This is a genomic window from Pedobacter albus (assembly GCF_036324255.1).
GTDB classification, from domain to species: Bacteria; Bacteroidota; Bacteroidia; order Sphingobacteriales; family Sphingobacteriaceae; genus Pedobacter; species Pedobacter albus.
Genome location: NZ_JAZDQT010000003.1, coordinates 725950 through 750850 on the forward strand (window position 1 = coordinate 725950; position 24901 = coordinate 750850).

Below are 24901 nucleotides of genomic sequence, written 5' to 3' on the forward strand. Positions count from 1 at the left end.
AATCGTATTTCATTATATTTGGTACACACACAAAGAAATGAAACATGAAAAATTCACTGCTATTGTCAACAGTGCTCACGGCACTGCTGTTTACGGCTTGCAAGAAGGACGATATTGCAAAAAAGCCTCAAAAAGAAGAGTACATCCAATTTTTTGATGCCCAAATTGGCGGGCAACAGGTGGCCATTCGAAATTCGATAGACAAGAACCGGTCTGTCTTTCAGGGGCAATGGACCGGGGTAGGAAACGGCAAGGGAGAAACGGTAGATATGTATACGGTTAATGTGCAGTTGCCTAATGACAAAGCAACGGATTTAATCGAAACAAGATTAAGATTTCAAATCTTCGACATCGAGCCCAAAGCCTATCAAATTAGCGGACAAGTAAAGTATTATGAAACTTTTGGTACCTACATCGGGTTGTCTAAAAAGCTGGATAATGGAAGTTGGAGCCTGTACGTGCCCCAGGTAAACAAAAAGCCTTTTGAAGTAGGAATAACCAAGTACCAGTTCGTTTACGGAAGTGGTGTGCCCATTGTAGGCGGTACGTTAAACGGCACCTTGTACAATGAGAAAAACCTGCAGGATTCGATCGTGATCAAGAACGGAAAATTCGAGGTCCGTTATTAAACCATAACACTTGCGAGGTTCGTAAACTTTGCAAGTGTTGCTCCAAATACGCCCACATTCCCTTTTCCCATCTTTTGTTATGCGTCTCTATTTTATTACCAATAGATAACAAATAATACATAAGATATAGGTTAATTTGCTTTCGTTAATTTAATCTGATTTTGATTAAATTGAATATTTATTTAGCTTATTAAAAGAAAACAACCAGATGAAAATAGGAATTGTTTGTTATCCTACCTTTGGCGGTAGCGGTGTAGTAGCTACAGAGTTAGGCAAGGCACTGGCTAACGAAGGCCATCAGGTTCATTTCATCACTTATAGCCAACCGGCCCGGCTCGATTTTTTCTCGGCCAACCTGTTTTACCACGAGGTTTCGGTGAGAGATTATCCGCTGTTTGATTACGCTCCTTACGAATCGGCCCTGGCCAGCAAGCTGGTAGATGTGGTAAGGTTTGAACAGCTAGATCTCTTGCATGTACATTATGCCATTCCGCATGCCTCGGCTGCTTTTATGGCCAAGCAGATTTTGGCTACCTATGGCATCAATATTCCGTTTGTAACCACACTGCACGGCACCGATATTACTTTGGTGGGCAAAGACGCTACCTACAAACCAGTGGTTACTTTTTCTATCAATCAGAGCGATGGCGTAACGACGGTTTCGCAAGACCTTAAGGAAGATACCTACAAGCACTTCGACATTAAAAAAGAAATTAAGGTTATTCCGAATTTTATCGATTTTGCCCGCTTTAGCCTGAAACCTAAAGACCATTTCAAAAAGGCCATTGCGCCCAATAACGAACGCATCCTGATCCATACCTCCAACTTCAGGAAGGTAAAGCGTACGGAAGATGTTATCAAAATGTTCCAAAAGGTGCAGGAACGCATTCCATCTAAACTACTAATGGTCGGCGACGGCCCCGAGCGTACGGCCAACGAACAGCTTTGCAGGGAATTGAACATTTGCGAGAACGTAAGGTTTTTGGGCAAGCAGGATGCGGTTGAAGAAATCCTTTCGGTTTCCGACCTCTTTATCATGCCTTCCGAATCGGAGAGTTTTGGTTTGGCAGCCCTGGAAGCGATGGCTTGCAAGGTTCCGGTGATTACTTCGAATGCCGGCGGATTGCCAGAATTGAATATCGACGATTTTTGTGGCTACATGTGCAATGTGGGCGATATAGACGACATGGCCAATAAAGCCATTACCATTCTGAGCAATGAAGATGTATTGGCCTATTTTAAGGAAAATGCCTTAACCAGGGCCAAAGACTTCGATTTGAAGAAAATATTGCCCATGTACGTCGATTATTACAACGAAATACTGCAGCAATCGCTGCTAGCTAACTAAGTTATTTTACTGGAGCGACCTCATTAAGGTTTGCTAAATAAGAGGCATACCGGAACGCCAACATTTATTCGTTTGCCGCTATCGGTGAGTTTGCCTGTGATGCTGTTGCGGTTAAAAATCACCACATCGTTGGTGTATTGATGGGCCACCAGCACAAACTTGCCAGACGGGTCGATGCTGAAATTACGTGGGCCTTTGCCCAATGAGCTTACGCTTTCTACAAACCTTAAAATGCCTGTAGGCAAAATTGCAAATACATTGATGGTGTTGGCATCGCCACGGTTGCTTTCGTAAAGGAATTTGCCATCGGCACTCACGTGGATGTCGGCCCCGTCAATCTTGCCGGCAAAATCTTTGCCAGTCGTTGCAATTTCCTGTATTTTTTTGAGGTTACCGTTGGCATATACAAAAGCGGTAATGCTGCCGTTAAATTCGTGTACCAAATATGCAAAACGGCCATTGGGGCTAAAAGTTAAATGCCTTGGGCCTGTTCCTGCGTTGGTTTTGATTACAGTTTTGATGCTTAATACCTTATTGGCACTATTGGGATTGTAGTTGTAGCTATAGATTTGATCTTCGCCCAAATCATTCGAAATGAGGTATTTCTTGTCTGGCGTAAACTGTACCATATGCACATGCGCGCTTTCCTGCCTTTTTTGAGGATCGATGCTTTTGCCCGTGTGCTTGATGACCTGTTTGGCATCGCTTAAAGAGCCGTCGGCATGGCGACCAAACACGCTGATGGTGCCACCACTATAATTAGCCAGGATCACGTTTTTATCGTCAACACTGATGTAGCAAGGATCTGCGCCTTCTGATGCTTTTTTGTTGATGAAGGTTAAATCGCCACTGGTACTGTTGAATTTAAATGAACTTACGCCACTGTTCTTGCCGTCTTCGTTTACGCTGTATACAAATTTCTTGTCCTTGCTGATGGCCAAATAACTTGGGTTGACTACGTTTTTGGCTACGGCTTTTAACTTGGTTTCGGCGGTAAGGGTGTTGAAGTCGTACACATAAATGCCCTCGCTATTGCCTTTGTTGGTATAGGTGCCTACCAAAAGGTTGTAATGCTGTGCATTGGCATTGGCCACAAAAAGAATGGCAACGATAAAGAAAAACAGTTTTTTCATGGATCCGGAATTTAAGCTTATAAAAAAAGACAACGTTTAAGGTTGCCTTTATGGAGTGAATTTAATTAAAAATTTCCTATTTAATCAGGTGTTTGATCTGTATCAGTTCGTGCTCTTCCAAAAAGCGCCATCTGCCTCTTGGCAAATCCTTTTTGGTTAGGCTTCCGTAAACCACGCGGTCAAGCTTAACCACCTCGTAACCCAAGTGTTCGAATATACGGCGTACAATACGGTTTTTGCCACTGTGGATTTGGATGCCGATTTCTTTTTTAGAGGCTCCGGCTACGTAAGAAATATTATCGGGCTTGATCAAACCGTCTTCCAATTCCAAACCAAATTCGATTTTGTTGAAATCGCCTTGGCTCAGGTTTTTGTTCAGTTCTACGTGATAGATTTTGGTGATGCCGTTTTTAGGGTGCGATAGTTTATCGGCCAATTCGCCATCGTTGGTCATTAACAATAAGCCAGTTGTATTTCTGTCTAAACGGCCCACTGGATAAATGCGCTCGCGACTGGCTTTTTCTACCAATTGCATTACGGTGCGGCGTTCTTGCGGATCGTCGGTCGTAGTGATATAGTCTTTAGGCTTGTTTAAGAGCACATAAACTTTCTTTTCGCGTTTAAGCACTTCGCCGTTGTAGCGTACTTCGTCTTTGTATGGATCAACTTTGTGGCCCAGTTCGGTAACCGGAACACCGTTTACGCTAATGACGCCGGCTTCGATCAGTTCGTCGGCCTTGCGACGCGAGCAGATACCCGAATTGGCAATGTAACGGTTTAGGCGAATCAGGTCATCGTCTTTTGACGTAGCGGGTTTGCGACTGCGGGTAGCTGGGGCAACTCTTTCGCCTTTGTCTTCTTTGCGTGGCTTGAAGCTGCCTTCTTCTCTTTTTCTGAACGGACGGCTGTCGAAGCTTTTCGGTGCGGTACTTCTTCTGTCGCCCGATTTGAAATCTTCGCCGCTTTGATCGTCTCTTTTGGCGTAGCCACGTTTACTTTCGGTAATGCCGTCTTTAGAGCTGGCGGCTTTGAATGGGCGAGGGCCCTCTTTTTTGTCCCAAGGCTTGTTAAATCCTTCTTTTGATTTAAAACCGCCTTCTGTTCTGGGTTTGTATGCTCTTTTTTCTTTGGGGTCGAAACTAGACTTGCGTCTGTCGTCTCCTCCTTCTCTGGATTTGAAACCGCTTTCGGTTCTAGGTTTATACGTTCTTTTCTCTTTCGGTTCGAAACCGGATTTCCGGCTGTCGTCTCTTCCTTCTTTGTCGTTAAACCTGCTTTGGGGTTTGTCTGTACCTGTAGTTCTTCTGCCTGTACTGCTTTTGCCCGATTTGGACTTGTCATCGCGACTGTTCCTGTTGTTGTTTCTGATCATGATATGCCTCTAAGCGCATGAATTATGCGGATGCAAATTTAGCAAAAATCTCGTAATCCAAACCCTTAAATTTTGGCCAAATTGAGAAAAATGGAATCTGCGTTTAAAGTTATTTAAAGCCTGATTTTTAGACTTAATTTCATAACTATTTGATAATTAGGTTAATAAAATGTACCTTTGCGCACCAAGTATATTTTGTTCACCAAAAAAAGGAGGAAGATGATAAAGAAACACCTCATTCCATGTACGGTAATCTTGGTATTACTGGTTATGGCAAAAGTGTTTGCTTATACGCTGCCAGAAGTAAAGACAAGTCTTGATAAGGACAACAAAAATACCCTAAAAAAAGAAGCTGACGAGCCGGCTTTCTCACTAGCTCAACTAGAATTTGCAGAAGAAACCCTACCCATGGGCGACGCTAAAATAAATGGCAAGATGAAAAAGGTTTTGGCCTCTTTTTCTTACCAGAACCTGCAAACCAATCGTTTACACCGCAAAGCGGCAGAATGGTTTCCGATTATAGAACCTATTTTGGCCCAATATGGTATTCCTAACGATTTTAAGTACATCCCATTGGTTGAATCGGGCCTTCAAGGCGGAACTTCGCCCAAGGGCGCGGCTGGCTATTGGCAATTTATGCCCGGAACGGCCCGTACCTACGGACTTAAAGTGAATAGTCGTGTGGATGAACGCAATAACCTGAGAAAATCGACCATCGCGGCCTGCAAATATATTAAAGAGCTTTATGGCATCTTTGATAGCTGGACGCTTGTAGCCGCTGCCTATAACGTAGGCGATGTGCACATGAAAAGACAGATTAACAGACAAAATCAGGATAATTATTTCAAGATGAAATTAAACCGGGAAACAGGAGGGTATGTTTACAAGTTGATTTCGGTCAAAGAAATTTTAGAGAACCCCGTACGCAATGGCTACGTGGGTCAAAGAGCGCTCATTGCCTATGCGGGCAGCACCAATAGCAATGTAGAGTAATTTGATTTTAGCGAAATTAAAGGCCGTCAATCTTAAAATTGATGGCCTTTTTTGTGGTTGGGGAATTGGTCTTGCCCCGAGTTGTGCCGATATTTTGTAATTTAGGCCCATGTCTACACCCCAGCTTCGCGTTATTGCCGTCAGGCCACAGCCTACTGAAGTACTGGCTATCGATTTTGAAACGGTTGATGGCTCAAAGCTCGCCTACGTGGCAGGACAGTTCCTGACTTTGGTTTTTGACGTAAACGGTAAAGAGCTGAGAAGGTCTTATTCTTTCTGTAGTTCGCCGGTGGTGGATGAGCCTTTGTCAATTGCCGTAAAATTGGTCGAAAATGGAGAAATTTCTAGATTTATCCATCATCAATTGGCTGTTGGCGATGTGGTTAATACGGCCGAACCCAACGGACAGTTTGTTTATGTGCCTGCACCAGCGCTTAAAAGAACGGTTTTTTTGTTTGCCGCGGGAGTTGGCATCACGCCGCTTTTTTCGATCCTCAAAACGGCATTGCTTAGCGAGCAGTCTTCTAAAATCGTACTGATTTACAGTAGCCGTTCTGCCGAAGATACTTTGTTTAGGGATGAGCTTCAGCAATGGGAACGTGATTATCCTGAGCGTTTGACCATTATTCGCCTGCACAGTAATTCCAAAAACCTGATGCGCGCCAGACTAAATGGCTTTTTGATTAACCAATTGGTGAAAGAAAACATGGCTTTCAGTTCGGCCGACGCACTTTTTTATACTTGTGGTCCGGTCGATTACATGGATGTTTGCCGGATTACGCTGCTTGGTGCCGGTTATACGCCAGTTCAGGTAAAGCGCGAAACTTTTGTGTTGCCCGAAGACGAAATTGACGAAGATGATTCGACCGAGAAGGTAAAGGATACGAATACTTATTCGGTGGTGCTTCATTTTGCGGGGAAGGTACATCATTTGGATATTCCTTATCCCAAGCGAATTTTAGAAGTAGCACTCGAGCACAAGATTAAATTACCCTATAGCTGTAGCGGTGGTGTTTGCAGTACCTGTGTAGCCACCTGTATTGAAGGTGGGGTGAGAATGGATTACAACGAAGTGCTTACCGACGATGAAGTGGCCCGTGGGCGTGTGTTGGTCTGCACCGGACATCCTACGGTAAATGGCACTACCATTACTTGGGAATAGTTTGGGGGTTACCACCTTAGACGCCTGAGATGTGTTTTGCCTAAATGTATCTTAACTCCTTAATGGCTTGAATATGATTGTTTTGCCACCTAAGACACCTAAGGGCACCTAAGTTGGAATTTGCCTAAATGTATCTTAACTTCTTAATGGTTTGGATATGAATGTTTTACCACCTAAGACACCTGAGTCCATCTAAGTTACTGTTTGCCTCAATGTGCCTTAATTTCTTAATGGTTTAATAATTAATCATAACTATTTGATGTTTTTGGATTGCGGAGGAAGTGGTACAAACTCGGTTTCTCTGGGAACTGGTGGATAGTCTTGTGCCAACCATCTTTCTTTAGCGGCTTCGATCAGTTCGCGGGTGCTGGCTACAAAATTCCAGTAAATGAAACGCTCTTCTGGAAACGGTTCGCCGCCAAAAATGTAAATGGTAGTATGGGCATGCATGGTAAACTCGCAGAGCGAACTTTCTTTGGCCACTAACAATTGTTTGGGCTCAAATTTGTTCCCATCGCTTTCTACGGCACCTTCTAAAATGTAGATGGCACTTTCGCCAAAAAGCTTGTCGCCAATTTTGATGGTTTGTTGAGCCGAGGTTTTAAGTTCTAAAAAGTAAAGCGGACTATACACCGGAATGGGCGATTGATGCCCCATCACTTCGCCGGCAATCAGCTTATACCGAACACCGTTTTCTTCCCAGGCGGGAATTTGATCCACATCGGCATGAAAAAATTCTGGCTCCATCTGTTCGAGGTGCTTAGGCAAGGCCACCCAAATCTGCAAGCCGTGCAGTACTTTGTCTGTATTGCGCAGGTAATCTGGCGTACGTTCCGAATGCGCAATGCCCTTGCCGGCAGTCATCCAATTGACTTGGCCAGGCTTGATTTCTATTTGTGTGCCCAATCCGTCTTTGTGCATGATGTTGCCCTCAAAAAGATAGGTGAGGGTTGATAGCCCAATATGCGGATGGGGCGGAATGTCGAGGTTGTTGTGGTCGTTCATGGCCACCGGACCCATATGGTCGATGAAACTGAAAGGGCCAACCATTCTTTTCTCGCGGAAAGGCAATAACCTGCCCACCATAAAATTGCCAATATCACTTGGCCTTTCTTCGATAATAAGCTGAATATTCAACATCGGATTTTTTGTTTAAAGATAAAAAATTTGGAGCATATAAATCTTTATCGTAATATTGCAATATTAAAATATAAAATAATGGGCGCGTCCAAAACCGATCACTTCACTGCCAAGCAAAATGAAATGGCATCTATCATGAAAGCCTTGGGCCATCCGGCCAGGATAGCTATTGTAGATTTTTTGCTGAGCGTTGATACCTGTATTTGCGGAGATATTGTAAACGAACTGCCTTTGGCCCAGCCAACGGTGTCGCAGCATTTGAAAGAACTTAAAAATGCCGGGCTCATCAAGGGCAATATCGAAGGCAATGCCATTTGCTATTGCATAGACGAAGAGATGTTTGCCAAATTCAAGCATTTTTTTGAAGAGGTGTTCGGAAAAATACAGGCCAAGAAAAAAGAATGTTGCTAACTAAAAAATATTGAGTATGAAATTATCAGCAGTAAAAAATATCCTGAATACGGTTGAGGCCGTTAATTTTAAATTGGCCGATGGAACTTTTGTGCCAGAGCACTTTCATGTAACCGAAGTTGGCGTGGTGAGCAAGCACTTTATCGATTGTGGCGGAACGGTACGCACCGAAAAGCGGGCCAACTTTCAGCTGTGGGATGCCGATGACTTTGAACACCGTCTGAAACCGGCCAAATTGCTCAACATTATCAGTCTTTCTGAAAAGGTGTTGGGTATGGAGGATCTGGAGATTGAAGTAGAATATCAAAGCAATACCATTGGCAAATACAGTTTGGAATTTGACGGCAAAGACTTTTTGTTGGTCAACATGCAAACAGCCTGTTTGGCCAACGAGGCATGTGGTATTCCGCCGGCAAAACCGAAGGTAAATCTGGTACAACTACCAACAACCAATTCTGGAACCTGCACGCCCGGCGGTGGCTGCTGCTAAATGAAAGAGAAAATAATTAAATATAAGAAGCCGCTAATTATTACTTCAGCTGTAATTGTCTTGCAATTGATCTTTGGCTGGGATGTGAAATTTTGCATCATTAATATGATTTGGCTGTTGGTTTAAATCTATGTTATGAAAAAGATACTGGTATTATGTACAGGCAATAGCTGCCGGAGCCAAATGGCAGAAGGTTATTTGCGGTTCTTCGCCAAAGAAAAGGCCACCATTTATAGTGCGGGAATTGAAACCCATGGCCTTAATCCCAAAGCTGTTATCGCAATGAAAGCAGACGGGGTCGATATTTCAAGCCATACCTCTAATCATATTGATGAATACCGGAACATCGATTTTGATTTTGTAATTACGGTCTGCGATCATGCCCAAGCCAACTGTCCGTTTTTTCCAAGCCATGCCAAAAGGTTTCATCAAAGCTTTTCAGATCCTGCAAAAGCCAAAGGTGATGATACGGAGGTCTTGGTTGCTTTTATCAAAACAAGAGACGAAATCAAGGCTTATTGCCAAGAATTTATAAAAGAAAACCTCGACTAATTAGTCGAGGTTTTGCTAGGAATTACACTTGCGAAATTTGTAAAACTTCACAAGTGTTTAGTTTATAACTTAAGCCTCAGCTTCTACCAATCCAGGGATGTCAACAACTTCGTTTACATCGGCTTGGTAATCAACACCGGCAATATCGAAACCGAACAGGTTCAGGAAGTCGGTTTTATAGCCAGCCAAATCGCCAATGGCAGGTAAAGTTTCGGTGGTAGCGCCTTTCCAAAGTTTGATTACTCTGCTTTGAACATCTTCGCGCATTTCCCAATCGTCAATTCTGATTCGGCCTTTCTCGTCAACCGGAACGGCTCCGCTAGTATATAATCTATCTTGGTATAAACGTTGGATCTGCTCGATACAGCCTTCGTGGATGCCTTCTGCCTTCATGATTTTGTACAGCAATGAAATGTACAACGGAATAACCGGAATAGCCGAGCTGGCCTGTGTAACCAAAGCTTTGTTTACCGACACATAGCCTTTGCCGTTAATATCTTTTAATTTGTCGGTAATGGTGAAGGCAGTTGCCTCTAAATGGTCTTTGGCGCGACCAATAGTGCCTTTGCGGTAAACCGCTTCGGTAACGGCAGGGCCGATATACGAATAAGCTACCGTGGTAAAGCCATCAGCCAATACGCCGGCTTCTTTTAAGGCATCGATCCACATTTCCCAGTCTTCGCCACCCATTACGGCTACGGTGTTTTCGATTTCCTCTTCGTTTGCAGGCTCGATTGATACTTCAGAAACAATGCCGGTATGGAAATCAACGGTTTTATCGGTAAAGGTACCACCAATTGGCTTCAATACCGAACGATGGGTAATGCCGGTTTTCGGATTGGTTCTTACTGGCGAAGCCAAGCTGTAGATCACCAAATCAATTTGGCCTAAATCGGCTTTGATCAGGTCGATGGTTTGGGCTTTTACTTCGTTAGAGAAGGCATCGCCGTTGATGCTTTTGGCATACAAGCCTGCTTTCTGGGCTTCGGTTTCGAAAGCGGCGGTGTTATACCAGCCTGGTGAAGCCGTTTTACCTTCTTTTGGTGGTTTTTCAAAGTAAACGCCAATAGTGGCTGCGCCAGAACCAAAGGCACTGGTAATTCTTGAGGCCAAGCCAAAACCGGTTGATGCGCCAATAACCAACACTTTTTTCGGGCCGTTGATGGCCCCTTTCGATTTGATATAGTTAATTTGATTAATTACGTTTTGCTCACAGCCTTTCGGATGTGCAGTTAAACATATAAATCCTCGCATTCTAGGTTCGATAATCATAATTTCTAAGCTTTTCTTAAAATTAAATCAGCCTTGCGCCATTGGCAAAGCTTTGTTTTGTTTCCTCAAAACTATTCTTAATTTTTTTCCATTCCAAATATGCTGCGATATGTTTTGCGAAGCGCTTGCCGAAAACGGGTTTTGTGCAGTAGAATTCGAGTTTGAAAATAAAGCCAACCATTTGTGTTTTGGCTTGTTTGTATGGGGCACCGGCCACGAATTTTAATGATGACATCTGCCTGATTTTCAGCTTTGCAGATTGGTAGTTTTTCTGCCCGAAAATCGTTATTTTTGCAGGCTGTTTTTTAATATCGAAAATTCACCAATTTATGAGCAAAAACAATATCGACCTCGGCGTACAAAAAGATGTAGAAGTGTATGGAGCCCGAGTGCATAACCTTAAAAATATCGATGTTAGTTTTCCTCGTAATAAGCTCGTTGTAATTACGGGCCTGAGTGGAAGTGGCAAATCGTCGTTGGCTTTTGATACCATTTATGCCGAAGGCCAGCGTCGCTACATGGAAACTTTTAGTGCCTATTCGCGACAATTTATGGGCGGTATGGAACGTCCGGATGTGGACAAGGTTTCGGGTTTAAGTCCGGTAATTGCCATCGAACAAAAAACAACGAGCAAGAACCCGCGTTCAACCGTGGGCACCATTACCGAAATCTACGATTTTATGCGTTTGCTTTACGCCCGCGTGGCCGATGCTTTTTCGTACAATACCGGCGAAAAAATGGAGCGCATGAGCGAAGACCAAATCTTGCGCAATATCTATAAGAAATTTGAGGGTATGGCCGTCAATATTCTGGCTCCGGTGGTAAAAGGTCGTAAAGGCCATTACCGCGAACTGTTTGAGCAGATCCGCAAGCAAGGCTATGTAAAAGTGCGCGTTGATGGCGAAATCCAAGACCTGACACCCAAAATGCAGGTCGACCGCTATAAAATACACGATATCGAAATTGTGGTTGATCGTTTGATCATCGACGAAAAAGACCACAAACGCCTGTTGGATAGCATCCAAACTGCCATGCGCTTGGGCAAGGGAATCATCAAAATCAGCGATAAGGAAAACAATGTGGCGCATTTCAGTCGTTTTTTGATGTGCCCAACTACCGGTATTTCTTACGATGAACCCCAGCCAAATAGCTTCTCGTTCAACTCGCCCTACGGGGCCTGCGAGCGTTGCGACGGCTTGGGCTACATTTTTGTGGTCGATAAGGAATCGGTAATGCCCAACATGAAGCTGAGCATCATTAACGGTGGTTTGGCGCCCTTGGGCGAGTACCGCGACGTATGGATGTTCCAGGTATTGAAAGCCTTGGCCAAAAAATACAACTTCTCGCTATCAACGCCTTTAGAAAAACTGGGCGATGAAAACATCGACATCATCTTAAACGGTACGCACGAATTGTTGAGTGTTGCTGTCGAATACAATAAATGGAACGTGCAGAACTACCAGATTACGTTCGACGGGATTATCAAATTGCTGGAAGAACAACAGGAGCGCAGGGGCGAAGAAGCCGACGATATGGATAGCTTCCGCAAATTGAAAATCTGTCCGGAATGTAACGGCGCCCGTTTAAAGAAAGAAAGCCTACATTTTAAGGTAGATGGCAAGAATATTTTCGAGCTGGCCGAAATGGATATCCTTACGTTAAAAGGATGGTTCGAAAATGTAGAAGACCGACTAAACGAAAGACAAAATACCATTGCCAAGGAAATTTTGAAGGAAATCAGGTCGAGGATTGGCTTTTTGACCGATGTAGGCCTGAATTATCTTTCGCTCGACCGTACCGCCCGTACTTTGTCGGGAGGCGAGGCGCAACGCATCCGTTTGGCTACCCAGATCGGTTCGCAATTGATGAACGTGATGTATATTTTGGATGAGCCAAGCATAGGTTTGCACCAGCGCGACAACGAACGCCTGATCAATGCTTTGAAAAACCTGCGCGATTTGGGCAATACCGTTTTGGTGGTTGAGCACGATAAAGACATGATTTTAGAGGCCGACCATGTGATTGATATCGGTCCGGCGGCAGGCGTACGCGGTGGCGAAGTAGTGGCCGAAGGAACTCCAGCCCAAATCTTAAAATCGAAAACTTTAACTGCGGCCTATCTCAATGGCAAAAAAGGTATTGCCGTGCCTAAAAAACGTCGCAAAGGAAACGGACATAAGCTTTCTATTGTTAAAGCTACGGGCCACAACCTGAAAGAGGTTTCTGTCGATTTCCCTTTAGGCAAGTTTATTGCCGTAACGGGGGTATCGGGCAGTGGCAAATCTAGCTTGATTACCGAAACCTTGTATCCAATATTGAACCATCATTTTTTCAGGGCCAAGAAAACACCTTTGCCTTACGAAAAAATCAATGGATTGAAAGAAATTGATAAAGTAATCGAGATTGACCAAGCCCCGATTGGGCGTACGCCAAGATCGAATCCGTCTACCTACACCGGCGTTTTTTCTGATATCAGGAACCTGTTTGTACAGTTGCCAGAAGCGAAAATTCGAGGCTACAAGCCAGGCCGTTTCTCGTTTAACGTAAAAGGCGGTCGTTGCGAAACCTGTCAGGGTGCAGGGATGAAGGTTATTGAAATGAATTTCTTGCCTGATGTGGCGGTTCCTTGTGAAGAATGTGGTGGACGAAGGTATAACCGCGAAACTTTAGAGGTTCGCTATAAGAGCAAATCCATCAGTGATGTACTGGACATGAGCATTGAAGAAGCTTGTACTTTCTTCGAGCACATGCCGGCCATTTACCGTAAAATCAAAACCCTAAACGATGTGGGTTTGGGTTATATCCGTTTGGGACAGGCTTCTACCACTTTGTCGGGTGGCGAGGCGCAAAGGGTTAAACTGGCTACCGAGCTTTCTAAAAAAGATACCGGCAAAACATTTTACATCCTTGATGAGCCTACAACCGGATTGCATTTTGAAGACATCAACGTGCTGTTGGGCGTGCTGAACGAATTGGTAGAAAAAGGTAATACCGTTTTGGTAATCGAACATAACCTCGATGTGGTCAAAGTCGCCGACTGGGTAATCGATTTGGGCGAAGAAGGTGGAGCAGGTGGCGGACGCATTATTTTTGAAGGTACACCAGAGGGATTGATCCAAAGCCCGATTAGTTTGACCGGAAAATTCCTGAAAAAAGAGATGGAAGGCTAAAAAACACCCCGACTTTTAAAAGTCGGGGTGTTTTTTAGCTGATTAGTTCATTGGCTCATTGGCTCATTGGTGAACTGCCAATCGCCAACTGCTAACTGAAAACAATTCTATTGGGGCATTTGTTGGTGTTCCTCACCAACAACAGGTTTTGATAGTTTAAACCAACTGCCAACTGCCAACTGCCAACTGAAAACTTTACTTCCCTTCCTTCAATCCCAAGCCTTTTAAATAGCCATCGTTGGTGCTGCAGTTTTCAAATTTGCACTTTTCTAACAATTGGTTCAAGGCATTTTCAATGACTGTTCTGTCAGCAGGCGCATATTTTTTCAAATCGGCAAAGCTGTATTTGGGCTGGTCGGCATATTTAACCACCAAATCCCAGTTTTCCGGGGTCGGAAAGGTAACGATTCCCGATTTGTTGTTCATCTTTTTGTAAGGCCAGAAATGCCAGCTGATGTCCAGTTTTTCCATCAAGGTTCTGAATTCTAAAATCCATTTGTCGTTGTTTTCGCCGGTTTCGCCTACGTAGATCGGCACGTTGTATTTGTTGCTAAAATCTACATATTCCTGAACCACATCTGGCGTGGTGGCTGTCCAATATTTGTGGAAAGTATAAACCAGTTTGCTGTCGAAGGGTTGGCCAAATATCTTGAAATTCGAATCCCATTGGGCGCCGCCTAAAAAGATGAGGTGGTTTTTATCAACCTTTCTTACGGCTGCGGTTACTCTTTTGTAGAGAGGTTCTAGGTATGGATTTAGTTTTTTGGTGTCGAAGTAATGGGCAATAGGTTCGTTCAGCAAATCGTAGCCAATTACGGTGGGCTCGTTTTTGTAATGGTTGGCAATTTTGGTCCAAATATCAACGGTTAACTGCTGACTGGCTTCGTTTTCGAACAAGAATGGATAACCGTCGCCATCGTCAATGTTATCGCCGGTTTGGCCGCCTGGTGCGCAATGCATGTCTAAAATTACCGGCAGGTTTTCGGATTTGCACCATTTGATTACCCTGTCTATCAATTCGAAACCACGATTGGAGTTGTTGCTGCCCAAATAGCTTTCGGCAGTGAACATTTTGTAATGAAAAGGGATTCGGATGGAGTTCATACCCGAGCTTTTCAGGTAACGGATATCGGCCTGGGTTACATAATTGTCGAGGTATTTTTTCCAAAAGACCTCTGTTTTATCGGGACCGATCAGTTCGGTAAAAACCTGGTTGATCATCCGTGGCGAAGTGGCATCCTTGAATTTGAACATGTAACCTTCGGGGATGAGCCAGTTGCCCAAGTTGGTGCCTTTGAGCACAATGCGCTGGCCTTTGAGATCGATGATGCTTTTGCCTTTAACATCGAAGAATTTAGGGGTTTGAGCGGCTACGAAAAACGGGGTAACGGCTAAGAGTAAAATTTTTAGGTACTTCATATAAAAAATGGGATAAGTTATTCCTAAAATAGCTAAAGCATCGTATTTTATCACGCTCCCATTGTCACAATTTTGGTAAGATAGTGTATAAAGTACACAAAAAAGCCACCTGCTTGGTGCAAGTGGCCTGTAAGGGTTAATGATTTTCTAATTTAAGGATTGGCTTTTGTTAAAGTTTTGGCTGTCTCTGGTGTTTTTTTGCACAGCGATGGCGCCAAACAGGGCCAGGATAAAGGATATGCCGTAGAAACCTTTTTCGCTAGGCAACAGTTCCGCATTCCACAAGCCAATAATTAGCAAGGTAATGGTTAAGATGGTGCAGAACCAGCTGATGCCATAGTAGATTTCGGTAACCGGAATGCCTTCCAGTTTGTCGCGTACCGCTTTTTGCAGCGAGATAACGGCAAACAGGCCGAACATTAATACGGCAAAGTAATAACCTTTTTCGTTTAACAGCATATCGGAGCGCCAAAGCCCCACGATAAAGCCAATCATGCCAATTCCAAGTGCGATCCATGCGGCTGCTATGAACGCGTTCGATGGTTTTTGATTCATCTGTTTTTAATTTGGTTACGATTCAATTATCGATATAAAGACGTCGGTGGGAGCAGAATGTTACATTTTTTTTGAGGCCGATAGCTCATAGACCATCATCCATGGATCGTAGACCATTGACCAGGGACTTTCAACTCTAGACTAAAATCGCTAACTTAAGGTCAATGAAAAATCTCCTGTCTGCTGCCCAAATGCGCGAAGCCGATGCCTATACCATCAAGCAACAAGCTATTCCTTCTATCGATTTAATGGAACGTGCCGCAAAGGCCTTTGTACAGGTGTTTATGCAAGAGGTGACGGAAAAAGACACTTCAATAGCCATCGTTTGCGGACCGGGCAACAACGGAGGCGATGGCTTGGCCATAGCGCGCCTGCTGGCCCATGAGGGTTACAGCAACTGCGAGGTTTTTCTGGCCAGTTTTTCGGCTAAGCAAAGCGATGATTACCTGATAAATCTGGCACGGTTAAAGGAAGCCAAGATTGCCGTTACACCATTAGATGAAGTAGCAAGACTTAGAAAATCGGAAGCTACGGTAATTGTAGATGCCATTTTAGGCTCGGGACTAAACAAACCCTTGACTGGCGATTTTTTGGCCCTGGCAACACTGGTTAGCGAATTAAACCGCAAGGTGATTGCTGTGGATGTGCCGACAGGCTTTTACGCCGAAGGCCAACTTAGCCACTACAATGGCGTTAAAGCCGAACTGGCCATTGCGTTTCAACAGCCTAAGCTTAACTTTTTCTTCCCCGAATCGGTACAGGCATTAGCGCGGTTTAAGGTAGTTGATATTGGTTTAGACCAAGATTTTATAGCGTCGCAGTCAAGCCGATGGAAGTTGACCGAACCGGCTGATGTGGCAAGACTGCTTGTACCTCGAAAAAATTTTAGCCACAAAGGAACCTACGGACATGCGCTTCTAATAGCCGGAAACGAAACCACCATGGGGGCGGCGCTGTTGGCCGCTAGGGCCAGTCTGCATACAGGTGCAGGTTTAACTACGGTATGCTTGCCCCAAAGCGGATTAATAGCCTTGAACACGGCCCTGCCAGAAGTGATGGCTTTACCCAGAACAGTCGATTTAAGCATTGATGTTTTCGATCAATTTAATGCCATTGCCATTGGACCGGGTTTGGGGATGGAAACAGAGAACGAAAGGCTTTTAGAACAAATTATTGGTTTAAAACGACCATTGGTGATTGATGCCGATGCCTTGAATCTATTGGCCAAAAGACAAGATATATTGGCCGAATTGGCTCCGGGAAGTATCTTAACGCCACATTTGAAAGAGTTTGACCGCTTGTTTGGTCCGCACGAAAATTGGTGGAGCAGGGTAGCTACGGCAAGTGAGGAGGCTCAACAACGAAAAATCGTAATCGTGTTGAAGAACCAATATACCTTTGTTTGTTTGCCAGATGGCGAAATCCATATCAACCCAACCGGAAATCCTGCCATGGCATCGGGAGGAATGGGCGATGTACTGACTGGGATATTGACGGCACTTTTGGCGCAGGGGTATACAGTTGCCGATGCCGCGGTGCTGGGTGTTTACCTGCATGGAGCAACAGGCGATGAGTTGGCTAAAAAAAGAGCGGTTGTAAGTGCCTCGCAATTGGCCTTGCAAATTCCCAAAACACTCCAGAAAATTTTAAAAGAGATTAAATAGAGGTTTCGCCCATCACCACCATTTTATCCATGGTCGGGTTTTGGCTGCCACCCATTGGTTCTATGGTTACTGCAAAAGCTTGGGCTTTGGCAATGGTTTCCATCTGTTTTACCGCTTCTTTAGCCGTTTCGTCAGAGCCGAATACGCCCAGGCTTATGGGTTTGCCATCAACCAAAGCCCATAATTGGTATTCGTGTGTTTGATCTGTTTTAGGCAATTGCATGGCTGCGTAGTTGATCAAGATGCTTTTGTCGTTCTTGTTCCAATAAACCAGCATGTTTGCTTCAGGCGAATTTTTAACACCGGCCAATTTTATGGTAGTCCAGTCTTTGGTTTCGGTCATGGCGATACGGTTTTTCATGCCCGCCTTTTCAAATTCAAGTTTCGAAACAGTGGCCGCAAAGCTTTCTTTGCTGGCGTTCAGGTTGGCAATCTGGTCGTGCGCCGTATTCAGTTGGTTGTATAGCGAAAACAAAGTAGCCACACTCACCACCAATAGGGCAATGCAGGCTACTAGCGCAATTCTTAAAGCCCTAACCCTGTTGTCGGTAGGATTTGGCTGCAAAGGAATAATTTTGGGTTCGTTGGCAACAGTGGCGGCGGTTTGGGTATTTTCAAGGCTGTCTGATATCTTATTTTCCAGTGAGGCTGATGGTGCAACGGCATTTTCGAGAGCATAGCTTTCCAACGCCAATTCTATGGCTAAAATTTCTGCTTTTACTTCGGGATGTTTTTGGGCCATGGCTTCCACTTCCTTACGTTCCTGCGCGCTCAATTGCTCCAGAACGTAAAGCTCAAGTATGCCCGATTCGATATATGACTTTACATCTTCCACTTCCACCTCAATTAAAATTTTTCCTCAACTCCAAAATAGCCATCCGAACCCGCGTTTTGACGGTTCCCAAAGGCAAATTTAATTCTTCGGCTGCTTCGGCATGGGTGTAGCCCCCAAAATAAACCAGGTCCAGTACCTGTTTAAATTCTGGTTTAAGCTGCGTAACCATATCTTTTAAGCCGAGAACATCGGCATTAAAGCTAACCTTTTTTTGCTCGTCAATGAAATCTACGTTATTTTCAAGTTCTTGGTTTTTGCTCGAATTCTTAAAATCCTTTGAACGGAGCTTGTCGATTGACAGGTTGCGGGCAACATTCATCATCCAGGTAAACAAACGTCCCTTAGAGGAATCGTAGCTTGCTGCCGAATTCCATATTTTAACGAAAGTTTCCTGTAAGAGATCCTCGGCCAGTTCAACAGGCTGAACAATGCGCGAAATTACACCAAGCAAAGCGCCGGCATACATGCTGTACAAAGCTTTAATGGCTATGGTATCGCGCCTTTGGAGGGCACTGACCAGTTCTTCTTCAGAAAGCGTTATTTTTTTTGAGGTTGCCAATGGTGCTAATATACAGAATACTACAACAAGCAACAGCAAAAAATGTTTGCGCTGGTTTCTGACTAAAAATCGAAAAGGTGTTTTTCTGCGTGGTAAGAAGAACGTACCAACGGACCGCTTTCTACATATTTTAAGCCTTTGGCCAAACCAATTTCCTTGTACTTGGCAAACTGATCGGGATGGATCCAGTCTACTACCGGATGGTGGGCACGGGTTGGCTGCAGGTATTGGCCTAGGGTAAGGATATGCACGCCGTTCGCTACCAAATCGTCCATGGCTTCTAGCACATCTTCTTCGGTTTCGCCGAGGCCAAGCATGATTCCGGTTTTGGTTCGAAGACCAAATTCAGAAATGCGTTTCAAAGCTTCTAAACTTCTGTCGTATTTGGCTTGGATGCGTACCTGACGGGTTAGGCGCCTTACGGTTTCCATGTTGTGCGATACGACTTCGGGTCTTTCCTCCAATACGCGGTAAAGGTTATCCCATTGGCCCTTAAAATCGGGAATCAAGGTTTCTAAAGTCGTTTCTGGACTTTCACGTCTGATGGCCTGTAACGTTTCGGCCCAAATGATCGAACCGCCATCTTTAAGGTCGTCGCGGTCAACCGAGGTAATTACGCAGTGTTTTACCTGCATCAGCTTTACCGAATTGGCTACACGGGCAGGCTCGTCGGTATCAACCGCCAAAGGGCGGCCTGTGGCTACTGCACAAAAAGAACAAGAGCGTGTACAAATGTTGCCCAAAATCATAAAAGTTGCCGTGCCGGCACCCCAGCACTCGCCCATGTTGGGGCAATTGCCGCTCTCGCAAATGGTATGCAACTTATGCGTGTCAACTAAACTGCGCACTTGTGCATATTCTTTGCCAACGGGTAATTTTACTCTTAACCAGTCGGGTTTGCGAGGGGCTTGGGTTACAGCCGGAACCACAGGAAGTTCAATCATAGTACAAAGTTAAGCAATAGGATTGACAAGTTGGAAAACCGAAATGTTTGAATGTTGTAAATATATAGGTTGATGGTTGGGGACGGTTGTATTGTTTTAATTGTTGGATTGAAGAATTGTTAAATTGTTGGCTTCAGACTATGGACTACAGACTATCGACTAATACACTGTTTCAATTGTTGTATTGAGGAATTGTTAAACTGTGGCTTCAAACTACGGACTATCTACTATTAACCATGGACTACAGGCTATCGCCTAACAAACTTCCAATCGAACACCGCCTGCCGTTTGTTCTCTTCAAAGCCTAGTCGCTTGTAAAACTCATGGCTTGCTAATCTTATGATGTTGCACCTTACTCTTATTTTCTCTACTTCAAATGCTTGGCTCCAAATTTTGACTGCATCGACCAGTCTTTTACCTATTTGTTGCCCCCTGAAATCGGCATCTACCACCAAGCCTAAGATCTCGACAAAAGGAGGGCTCTCTAGCGTAAGTTGGTAAGCGCCATGGATCCAGCCTACAATTTTGTCGTCGGCGAGTGCTATAAAAATGCAGTCTGCTTTGCTGTTGATCAAATGTTGCAATCGCTTAGCAAAGGCCGTTGGTTCGTTGGTATAGCCTAATTGGGTGGTCAACTCGCAAAGCTGTTGGGCCTCGGTTTCGTTTATTGTGTCGAGCTTTTGGATGCTGATTTTCACTGTATTTGTGTTTTTGGGAGTAAAAAGATTAAAAAATCGTCATTGTTGCCTCAAAATCTGCTCATTATCGCTCAAATTTAAATTTATAAAGCTTAAATTTGTGCACTAACCAAAGAAAATGTCTGTTTGGCCTTTCATGGCTGATGGAAACCCGTCTATGTTTTAACGTAGGCCATCCTGTTGTTGAACGCAAATTGATTTAATTAGACTAACATGACTGTTAAGCAATTATTTGGCATCGATTGTGCTAGGTAACTAACAGATTTTATTTGGTTGTAAAATGAGCAGAAAAAGAAAGACGGTTGCTGAAACCGACGCAGATGTGATTCTGATTGGTGCTGGCATTATGAGCGCCACACTGGGTATGTTGTTAAAAGAGCTGGAACCAAGCCTGAGCATCGAGATTTATGAGCGCTTGGATATTGCCGCTGCCGAAAGTTCGGATGCCTGGAATAACGCAGGTACGGGCCACTCGGCGTTTTGCGAGCTGAATTATACGCCCCAAAAGCCTGATGGTTCTGTTGATACCAAAAAAGCGGTTCAGATTGCCGAATCTTTTGAGGTTTCTAAACAGTTCTGGACTTACCTGGTAGAGAAAAACATTCTTTCTGATCCACATACCTTTATTCGAAATATTCCGCACCTGAGCTTTGTTTGGGGCGAAGAAAATATCAAATTCCTGAAAACCCGTTACGAGGAACTGCGTAAATGCAACCTGTTCGAGGATATGGAATACACCGAAAACCCAACTACCCTAAAAGAATGGGTGCCATTGATTATGGAAGGTCGCGACAGCAACGAAAAAGTAGCGGCAACTAAAATGGATTTGGGCACCGACGTGAACTTTGGATCGTTAACCCGCGAAATGTTCAGCTACTTGGGCAAACAAGAAAATGTAAGCCTGTTTTTCGATCATGAGATCCGCGAACTCGACAAAACTGCCGATGGTGCCTGGGAGGTCAAAGTAAAAGACCTTGACAATGGCAAAAAACGCAAGCGTGTAGCCAAATTCGTATTTATTGGTGCTGGAGGTGGCTCGCTGCCCTTGCTGGAAAAATCCGATATCCCCGAAGGAAAAGGCTTTGGTGGGTTTCCGGTAAGCGGCCAATGGCTAAAATGTACCAACGAAGAAGTAATTGCCCGCCATCATGCCAAAGTTTATGGCAAGGCTGCGGTTGGTGCGCCGCCGATGTCGGTGCCGCATTTGGATACCCGTATGATTAACGGTAAACAAGCACTTCTTTTTGGACCTTATGCAGGTTTCTCGACCAAGTTTTTAAAGCATGGATCGTTTTTAGACCTGCCTTTATCCATTAAATTCAACAATATCCGTCCGATGATTTCTGCTGGTCTGCACAACTTAGACCTCACCAAATACCTCATCGAGCAGGTGCGCCAATCGCCTGAAGATAGGATGGTGGCTTTGAGAGAATACCTGCCCAATGCCGATATGAAAGATTGGGAACTGGAAACTGCTGGTCAGCGTGTACAGGTGATTAAAAAAGACGAAAAAGAAGGTGGTATTTTAGAGTTTGGTACCGAAGTGGTAAGCGCTGCCGATGGTTCGATTGCAGCTTTGCTGGGGGCTTCTCCTGGTGCTTCGACTGCGGTTTCCATTATGCTCGATTTATTGGGACGTTGTTTCAAAAAAGAAATGCAAAGTGCCAAATGGCTTTCTAAAATCAAACAGATTATCCCGACCTATGGTCAGAAACTAGCCGACGACGAGGCGCTTTGCCAAGAAACCAGGCAACATACTTCTGCAACGCTGAAGCTTAATAGCTTGGTAGAGGGCTAGTGAGGTAGAAGTCTGGAAGGTGGGTGGCCTAAGCTTATTTAAATAGATCTTGCTTGCGAAGTTTGGCGAAAAACACTTGCGAAGTTTTCAAACGGCGTAGCCCTCAACTTTACCATTGAAAATAAGGTAATTAAAAGTTAAACTTCGCAAGTGTTAAATAATCGTTTCTACAATTTCAGCTACAGAAATGTCGCTGTGCGAAGAATCCAAAATACATTCGCCATCTTTGATCAGTAAGGCCTGTGGCGATTCGTGGTGAACCTGAAAAGTTTCGGCAATAAGGGCAGAAATATCCCTATGGCTAATCAGGTCTAAAAAATAAAGCGGGGTATTTTCGGGTATGGCCTCCCAGTCGTATTCAAAACTTCTTTTGGCCATTAAACTGATGGAGCAACGGGTACTGTGCTTAAAAATTACACTGTAGCCTGTGGCGTTTTTGATGTCGTTGATTTGTGCCGGATCACTAAGATTTATCCATTGCATTTTTCTATCCTCTCCTTCTTTTTCCTTCCGGATAAGAGCTGTAGGCAGGACAAAGACGAGAAGAGCAAGATTCTAATATGGCAATTGCGCAGAACAAGAATAATAGAAGAATAGCTACTTTTTTCATCGACTTTTTATTTAAGAATTTCCTGATTAAAGCTCTAAATTACAAATTTTTGTGAATAACAAGCAAGCGAATTAAATTGTTGCCGCAAAGTGCGCCATTTTTAAAGCGGTGATGGCGGCTTCATCGCCTTTGTTGCCATGTTTGCCTCCAGCCCTGTCTATAGCCTGTTGCTCGTCGTTGGTGGTTAACACGCCAAAAATAACTGGTTTGCTGTGTTTGATGCCTACATTGGTAATACCATTGGCAACGGCTTCGCAAATGAAGTCGAAATGCTTGGTGTCGCCCTGGATCACGCAACCCAAACAGATTACGGCATGCAACCCAACTTGCTGGGTCAATAGGATTTCTGCCGCTGCGGTTAATTCAAAACTGCCGGGAACAGGCGCCGAGATAATGTTTTCTTCTTTTACGCCATGTTTAATCAGCGTATTGTAAGCGCCCTGGTAAAGTGCACCGGTAATTTTAGCATTCCATTCTGCTACTACGATTGCGATTTTAAAACCAGAACCATCTGGAATGGTGGTATGGGAAAAATCCGATAGGTTTTTGAGGTGTGTTGCCATGCTACAAAGATAGGATTATGCTTGCAATGTTGTAAGGCTGAAAAGTTGGAATGTTGTAATTTTTGGTGTTAACTACAGTAGGTTTTTTGAACCATTAAGGCATTAAGATGGCATTAGATAGATTGTTGCTCAGGCGTCTTAGGTGGTGAAGCAATAATGTTGATTTTCAGTAAATGTGCATATCCCCCTCATTACGGTTAGGTTTTTTGAGCCATTGAGGCATTAAGCTGGAATTAAGCAGGTTGTGGCTAAGCGTGCTCAGGCGTCTTAGGTGGTGAAATAGTAATTGAATTTTAGCAGTTGCGCATATTGTCTTCCTTGCGGTTAGGGTTTTGAAACCATTAAGGCATTAAGCTGGAATTAAGCAGGTGGTAGCTCAGGTGTCTTAGGTGGTGAAGCAACCATATTGAATTTCAATAGTTGTGCATATTCCGTTCATTGCGGTTAGGTTTTTTGAACCATTAAGGCATTGAGATAAAATCGGATAAATTGGAGCTTAGGCATCTTAGGTGATGAAATAATGGCATTAAGCTGGAATTAAGCAGGTTTTAGCTCAGGCGTCTTAGGTGGTAAAAACACAGAAACAATCTATTCAACCCTTAGTAATACGCATAAAAAAAGAGAATGCCTTTTGAACATTCTCTTTTTAAACCGAATTAACGGAAATTATTTTGCTTGAGCCTCAGCACGAGCGATATACTCATCAATCATAGCTGCTTCTTGGCTGTCAGGGAATTGAGATTTGATTTTGTTGTAAGCTTCTGCAGCACCTTTAAAGTCTTTCAGCTGCTCGTTTACCAATCCTAATTTTTTAAGGAACATTGGCGAAGTGAATTTGTTCGCCGATTTATCAGCCGCTTTTTTGTAGTAAGTAGCCGCTTGTTTAAAATCTTTTAGTTCGCTATACGCATCGCCCAAAAGACCTAATGCCAACGGATCGGCAACCGGACTTCCGGTAGCAGTGTATTTGCCCAATGCTTCGGTCGCTTTTTTGTATTCGCCTTTGCGCAGGTAAATGCCACCCAAATAAAGATTAGCCAAGTTAGCCGATTTGGTGTTTTCGTATTCTGCAGCGATTTTTTCCAAACCTGGATAACCACCTTCGCCGTTAATGGCAATGTTTGCCAACGAATCAACGCCCACATATTGCTCAGCTTTGAACATCTCGCCAGCTGCTTTTTCTGCCCTGTTTTTAAGGTAAACACCTTGATACCAAAAATAAATACCAATTAAAACGACGATAGCGCCAGCAATAAAGGCCAAGCTTTTGGTGTTTTCTTGTATAAAAGAACCCTTTTTCACAGGATGGTTAGTTTCTTTCTCTGTTGTAGACATTTTATTTTAAAAAATTAAGGATTGCAAAAATACATTTTTCAATGGAAGTATCAACCCCTTTTTTAACTATTTAGTAAAGAGCCTGTTTAAAATTTAGCTGCCAATTTGTTTAGGCTTCCTTTTGGCTGCAGCTTCGTTACGTTTTTTGGGGTTCGATACGTCGCTTTCTCTTCAAAAACAAGCCTCGCTCTGCTCAAAAATAAACGTCGGATATTTTCGCTACATAAATTTTAAACAGACACCCAACTT

Annotated in this window: 23 protein-coding genes; 10 read left to right on the top strand and 13 right to left on the bottom strand. The window is 43.9% G+C overall.

Annotated elements, in window-relative coordinates:
* Nucleotides 1-44 precede the first annotated feature (44 nt).
* Nucleotides 45-629 carry a DUF5025 domain-containing protein gene (locus VRU48_RS18330; protein WP_330109375.1) on the top strand — a complete coding sequence of 195 codons (585 nt, stop codon included), beginning with the start codon at nucleotides 45-47 and terminating at the stop codon, nucleotides 627-629.
* Between the two features lie 208 nt (nucleotides 630-837).
* Nucleotides 838-1977: an N-acetyl-alpha-D-glucosaminyl L-malate synthase BshA gene (gene bshA / locus VRU48_RS18335; RefSeq protein WP_330109376.1), complete on the top strand. Its 1140-nt coding sequence runs from the start codon at nucleotides 838-840 to the stop codon at nucleotides 1975-1977.
* A 23-nt stretch (nucleotides 1978-2000) separates the two neighbouring features.
* On the opposite strand, the gene VRU48_RS18340 is transcribed toward bshA, so the two are convergent.
* Together VRU48_RS18340 and VRU48_RS18345 are read right to left on the bottom strand one after the other, a co-directional pair.
* On the bottom strand, nucleotides 2001-3110 hold the full coding sequence (locus tag VRU48_RS18340; protein WP_330109377.1) for a lactonase family protein: 1110 nt from the start codon (nucleotides 3108-3110) through the stop codon (nucleotides 2001-2003).
* A 76-nt stretch (nucleotides 3111-3186) separates the two neighbouring features.
* Nucleotides 3187-4482 (bottom strand): pseudouridine synthase, encoded by a 1296-nt coding sequence (locus tag VRU48_RS18345; protein ID WP_330109378.1) that lies wholly within the window; start codon nucleotides 4480-4482, stop codon nucleotides 3187-3189.
* Between the two features lie 219 nt (nucleotides 4483-4701).
* Here VRU48_RS18345 and VRU48_RS18350 point away from each other — a divergent pair, with 219 nt between their 5' ends.
* Together VRU48_RS18350 and VRU48_RS18355 are read left to right on the top strand one after the other, a co-directional pair.
* Nucleotides 4702-5475, top strand: a complete 774-nt coding sequence (locus VRU48_RS18350; RefSeq protein ID WP_330109379.1) for a lytic transglycosylase domain-containing protein — start codon at nucleotides 4702-4704, stop codon at nucleotides 5473-5475.
* 109 nt (nucleotides 5476-5584) lie between these two features.
* Entirely contained in the window at nucleotides 5585-6637 is a 1053-nt protein-coding gene (locus VRU48_RS18355; RefSeq protein WP_330109380.1) for a ferredoxin--NADP reductase, read from the top strand.
* A gap of 252 nt (nucleotides 6638-6889) precedes the next feature.
* Here VRU48_RS18355 and VRU48_RS18360 read toward each other — a convergent pair whose 3' ends face one another.
* Complete coding sequence (locus VRU48_RS18360; protein WP_330109381.1) at nucleotides 6890-7777, bottom strand: pirin family protein; 888 nt, start codon at nucleotides 7775-7777, stop codon at nucleotides 6890-6892.
* Nucleotides 7778-7855: 78 nt separating this feature from the next.
* On the opposite strand from VRU48_RS18360, the gene VRU48_RS18365 reads away from it, so the two are divergent.
* The 3 genes from VRU48_RS18365 (at nucleotide 7856) to VRU48_RS18375 (ending at nucleotide 9230) form a co-directional block, all read left to right on the top strand.
* Nucleotides 7856-8188 (top strand): ArsR/SmtB family transcription factor, encoded by a 333-nt coding sequence (locus tag VRU48_RS18365; protein WP_330109382.1) that lies wholly within the window; start codon nucleotides 7856-7858, stop codon nucleotides 8186-8188.
* Between the two features lie 16 nt (nucleotides 8189-8204).
* Complete coding sequence (locus VRU48_RS18370; RefSeq protein WP_330109383.1) at nucleotides 8205-8678, top strand: DUF6428 family protein; 474 nt, start codon at nucleotides 8205-8207, stop codon at nucleotides 8676-8678.
* 135 nt (nucleotides 8679-8813) lie between these two features.
* Complete coding sequence (locus VRU48_RS18375; RefSeq protein WP_330109384.1) at nucleotides 8814-9230, top strand: arsenate reductase ArsC; 417 nt, start codon at nucleotides 8814-8816, stop codon at nucleotides 9228-9230.
* 69 nt (nucleotides 9231-9299) lie between these two features.
* Here the strand turns inward: VRU48_RS18375 and fabV are convergent, their stop codons facing one another.
* A complete protein-coding gene (gene fabV, locus VRU48_RS18380) occupies nucleotides 9300-10502 on the bottom strand; it encodes an enoyl-ACP reductase FabV (protein ID WP_330109385.1) in 1203 nt (400 codons plus the stop codon).
* A gap of 329 nt (nucleotides 10503-10831) precedes the next feature.
* On the opposite strand from fabV, the gene uvrA reads away from it, so the two are divergent.
* Nucleotides 10832-13672 (top strand): excinuclease ABC subunit UvrA, encoded by a 2841-nt coding sequence (uvrA, locus tag VRU48_RS18385; protein WP_330109386.1) that lies wholly within the window; start codon nucleotides 10832-10834, stop codon nucleotides 13670-13672.
* A 195-nt stretch (nucleotides 13673-13867) separates the two neighbouring features.
* On the opposite strand, the gene VRU48_RS18390 is transcribed toward uvrA, so the two are convergent.
* Together VRU48_RS18390 and yiaA are read right to left on the bottom strand one after the other, a co-directional pair.
* Complete coding sequence (locus VRU48_RS18390; protein WP_330109387.1) at nucleotides 13868-15091, bottom strand: glycoside hydrolase family 5 protein; 1224 nt, start codon at nucleotides 15089-15091, stop codon at nucleotides 13868-13870.
* Nucleotides 15092-15238: 147 nt separating this feature from the next.
* On the bottom strand, nucleotides 15239-15646 hold the full coding sequence (yiaA, locus tag VRU48_RS18395) for an inner membrane protein YiaA (RefSeq protein WP_330109388.1): 408 nt from the start codon (nucleotides 15644-15646) through the stop codon (nucleotides 15239-15241).
* Nucleotides 15647-15810: 164 nt separating this feature from the next.
* Between yiaA and VRU48_RS18400 the strand changes: the two genes are divergently transcribed.
* Nucleotides 15811-17310: an NAD(P)H-hydrate dehydratase gene (locus tag VRU48_RS18400; protein ID WP_330109389.1), complete on the top strand. Its 1500-nt coding sequence runs from the start codon at nucleotides 15811-15813 to the stop codon at nucleotides 17308-17310.
* Here the strand turns inward: VRU48_RS18400 and VRU48_RS18405 are convergent.
* From VRU48_RS18405 to VRU48_RS18420, 4 genes are all read right to left on the bottom strand, one after another.
* Entirely contained in the window at nucleotides 17303-18145 is an 843-nt protein-coding gene (locus VRU48_RS18405) for an anti-sigma factor (protein WP_330109390.1), read from the bottom strand. The two genes, VRU48_RS18400 and VRU48_RS18405, sit on opposite strands and share 8 nt — an antisense overlap.
* A gap of 7 nt (nucleotides 18146-18152) precedes the next feature.
* Entirely contained in the window at nucleotides 18153-18704 is a 552-nt protein-coding gene (locus VRU48_RS18410; RefSeq protein WP_330109391.1) for an RNA polymerase sigma factor, read from the bottom strand.
* 62 nt (nucleotides 18705-18766) lie between these two features.
* On the bottom strand, nucleotides 18767-19648 hold the full coding sequence (gene lipA / locus VRU48_RS18415) for a lipoyl synthase (protein WP_330109392.1): 882 nt from the start codon (nucleotides 19646-19648) through the stop codon (nucleotides 18767-18769).
* A 248-nt stretch (nucleotides 19649-19896) separates the two neighbouring features.
* The gene (locus VRU48_RS18420) at nucleotides 19897-20346 is read right to left on the bottom strand and encodes a GNAT family N-acetyltransferase (protein ID WP_330109393.1); all 450 of its coding nucleotides are present in this window, start codon (nucleotides 20344-20346) and stop codon (nucleotides 19897-19899) included.
* A gap of 280 nt (nucleotides 20347-20626) precedes the next feature.
* Here VRU48_RS18420 and VRU48_RS18425 point away from each other — a divergent pair, with 280 nt between their 5' ends.
* Complete coding sequence (locus tag VRU48_RS18425; RefSeq protein ID WP_330109394.1) at nucleotides 20627-22144, top strand: malate:quinone oxidoreductase; 1518 nt, start codon at nucleotides 20627-20629, stop codon at nucleotides 22142-22144.
* A 153-nt stretch (nucleotides 22145-22297) separates the two neighbouring features.
* On the opposite strand, the gene ytxJ is transcribed toward VRU48_RS18425, so the two are convergent.
* From ytxJ to VRU48_RS18440, 3 genes are all read right to left on the bottom strand, one after another.
* Entirely contained in the window at nucleotides 22298-22627 is a 330-nt protein-coding gene (gene ytxJ / locus VRU48_RS18430; protein WP_330109395.1) for a bacillithiol system redox-active protein YtxJ, read from the bottom strand.
* A gap of 198 nt (nucleotides 22628-22825) precedes the next feature.
* Nucleotides 22826-23317, bottom strand: a complete 492-nt coding sequence (ribH, locus tag VRU48_RS18435) for a 6,7-dimethyl-8-ribityllumazine synthase (RefSeq protein WP_330109396.1) — start codon at nucleotides 23315-23317, stop codon at nucleotides 22826-22828.
* A 666-nt stretch (nucleotides 23318-23983) separates the two neighbouring features.
* Nucleotides 23984-24652 carry a tetratricopeptide repeat protein gene (locus VRU48_RS18440; RefSeq protein ID WP_330109397.1) on the bottom strand — a complete coding sequence of 223 codons (669 nt, stop codon included), beginning with the start codon at nucleotides 24650-24652 and terminating at the stop codon, nucleotides 23984-23986.
* Between the last annotated feature and the right edge of the window lie 249 nt (nucleotides 24653-24901).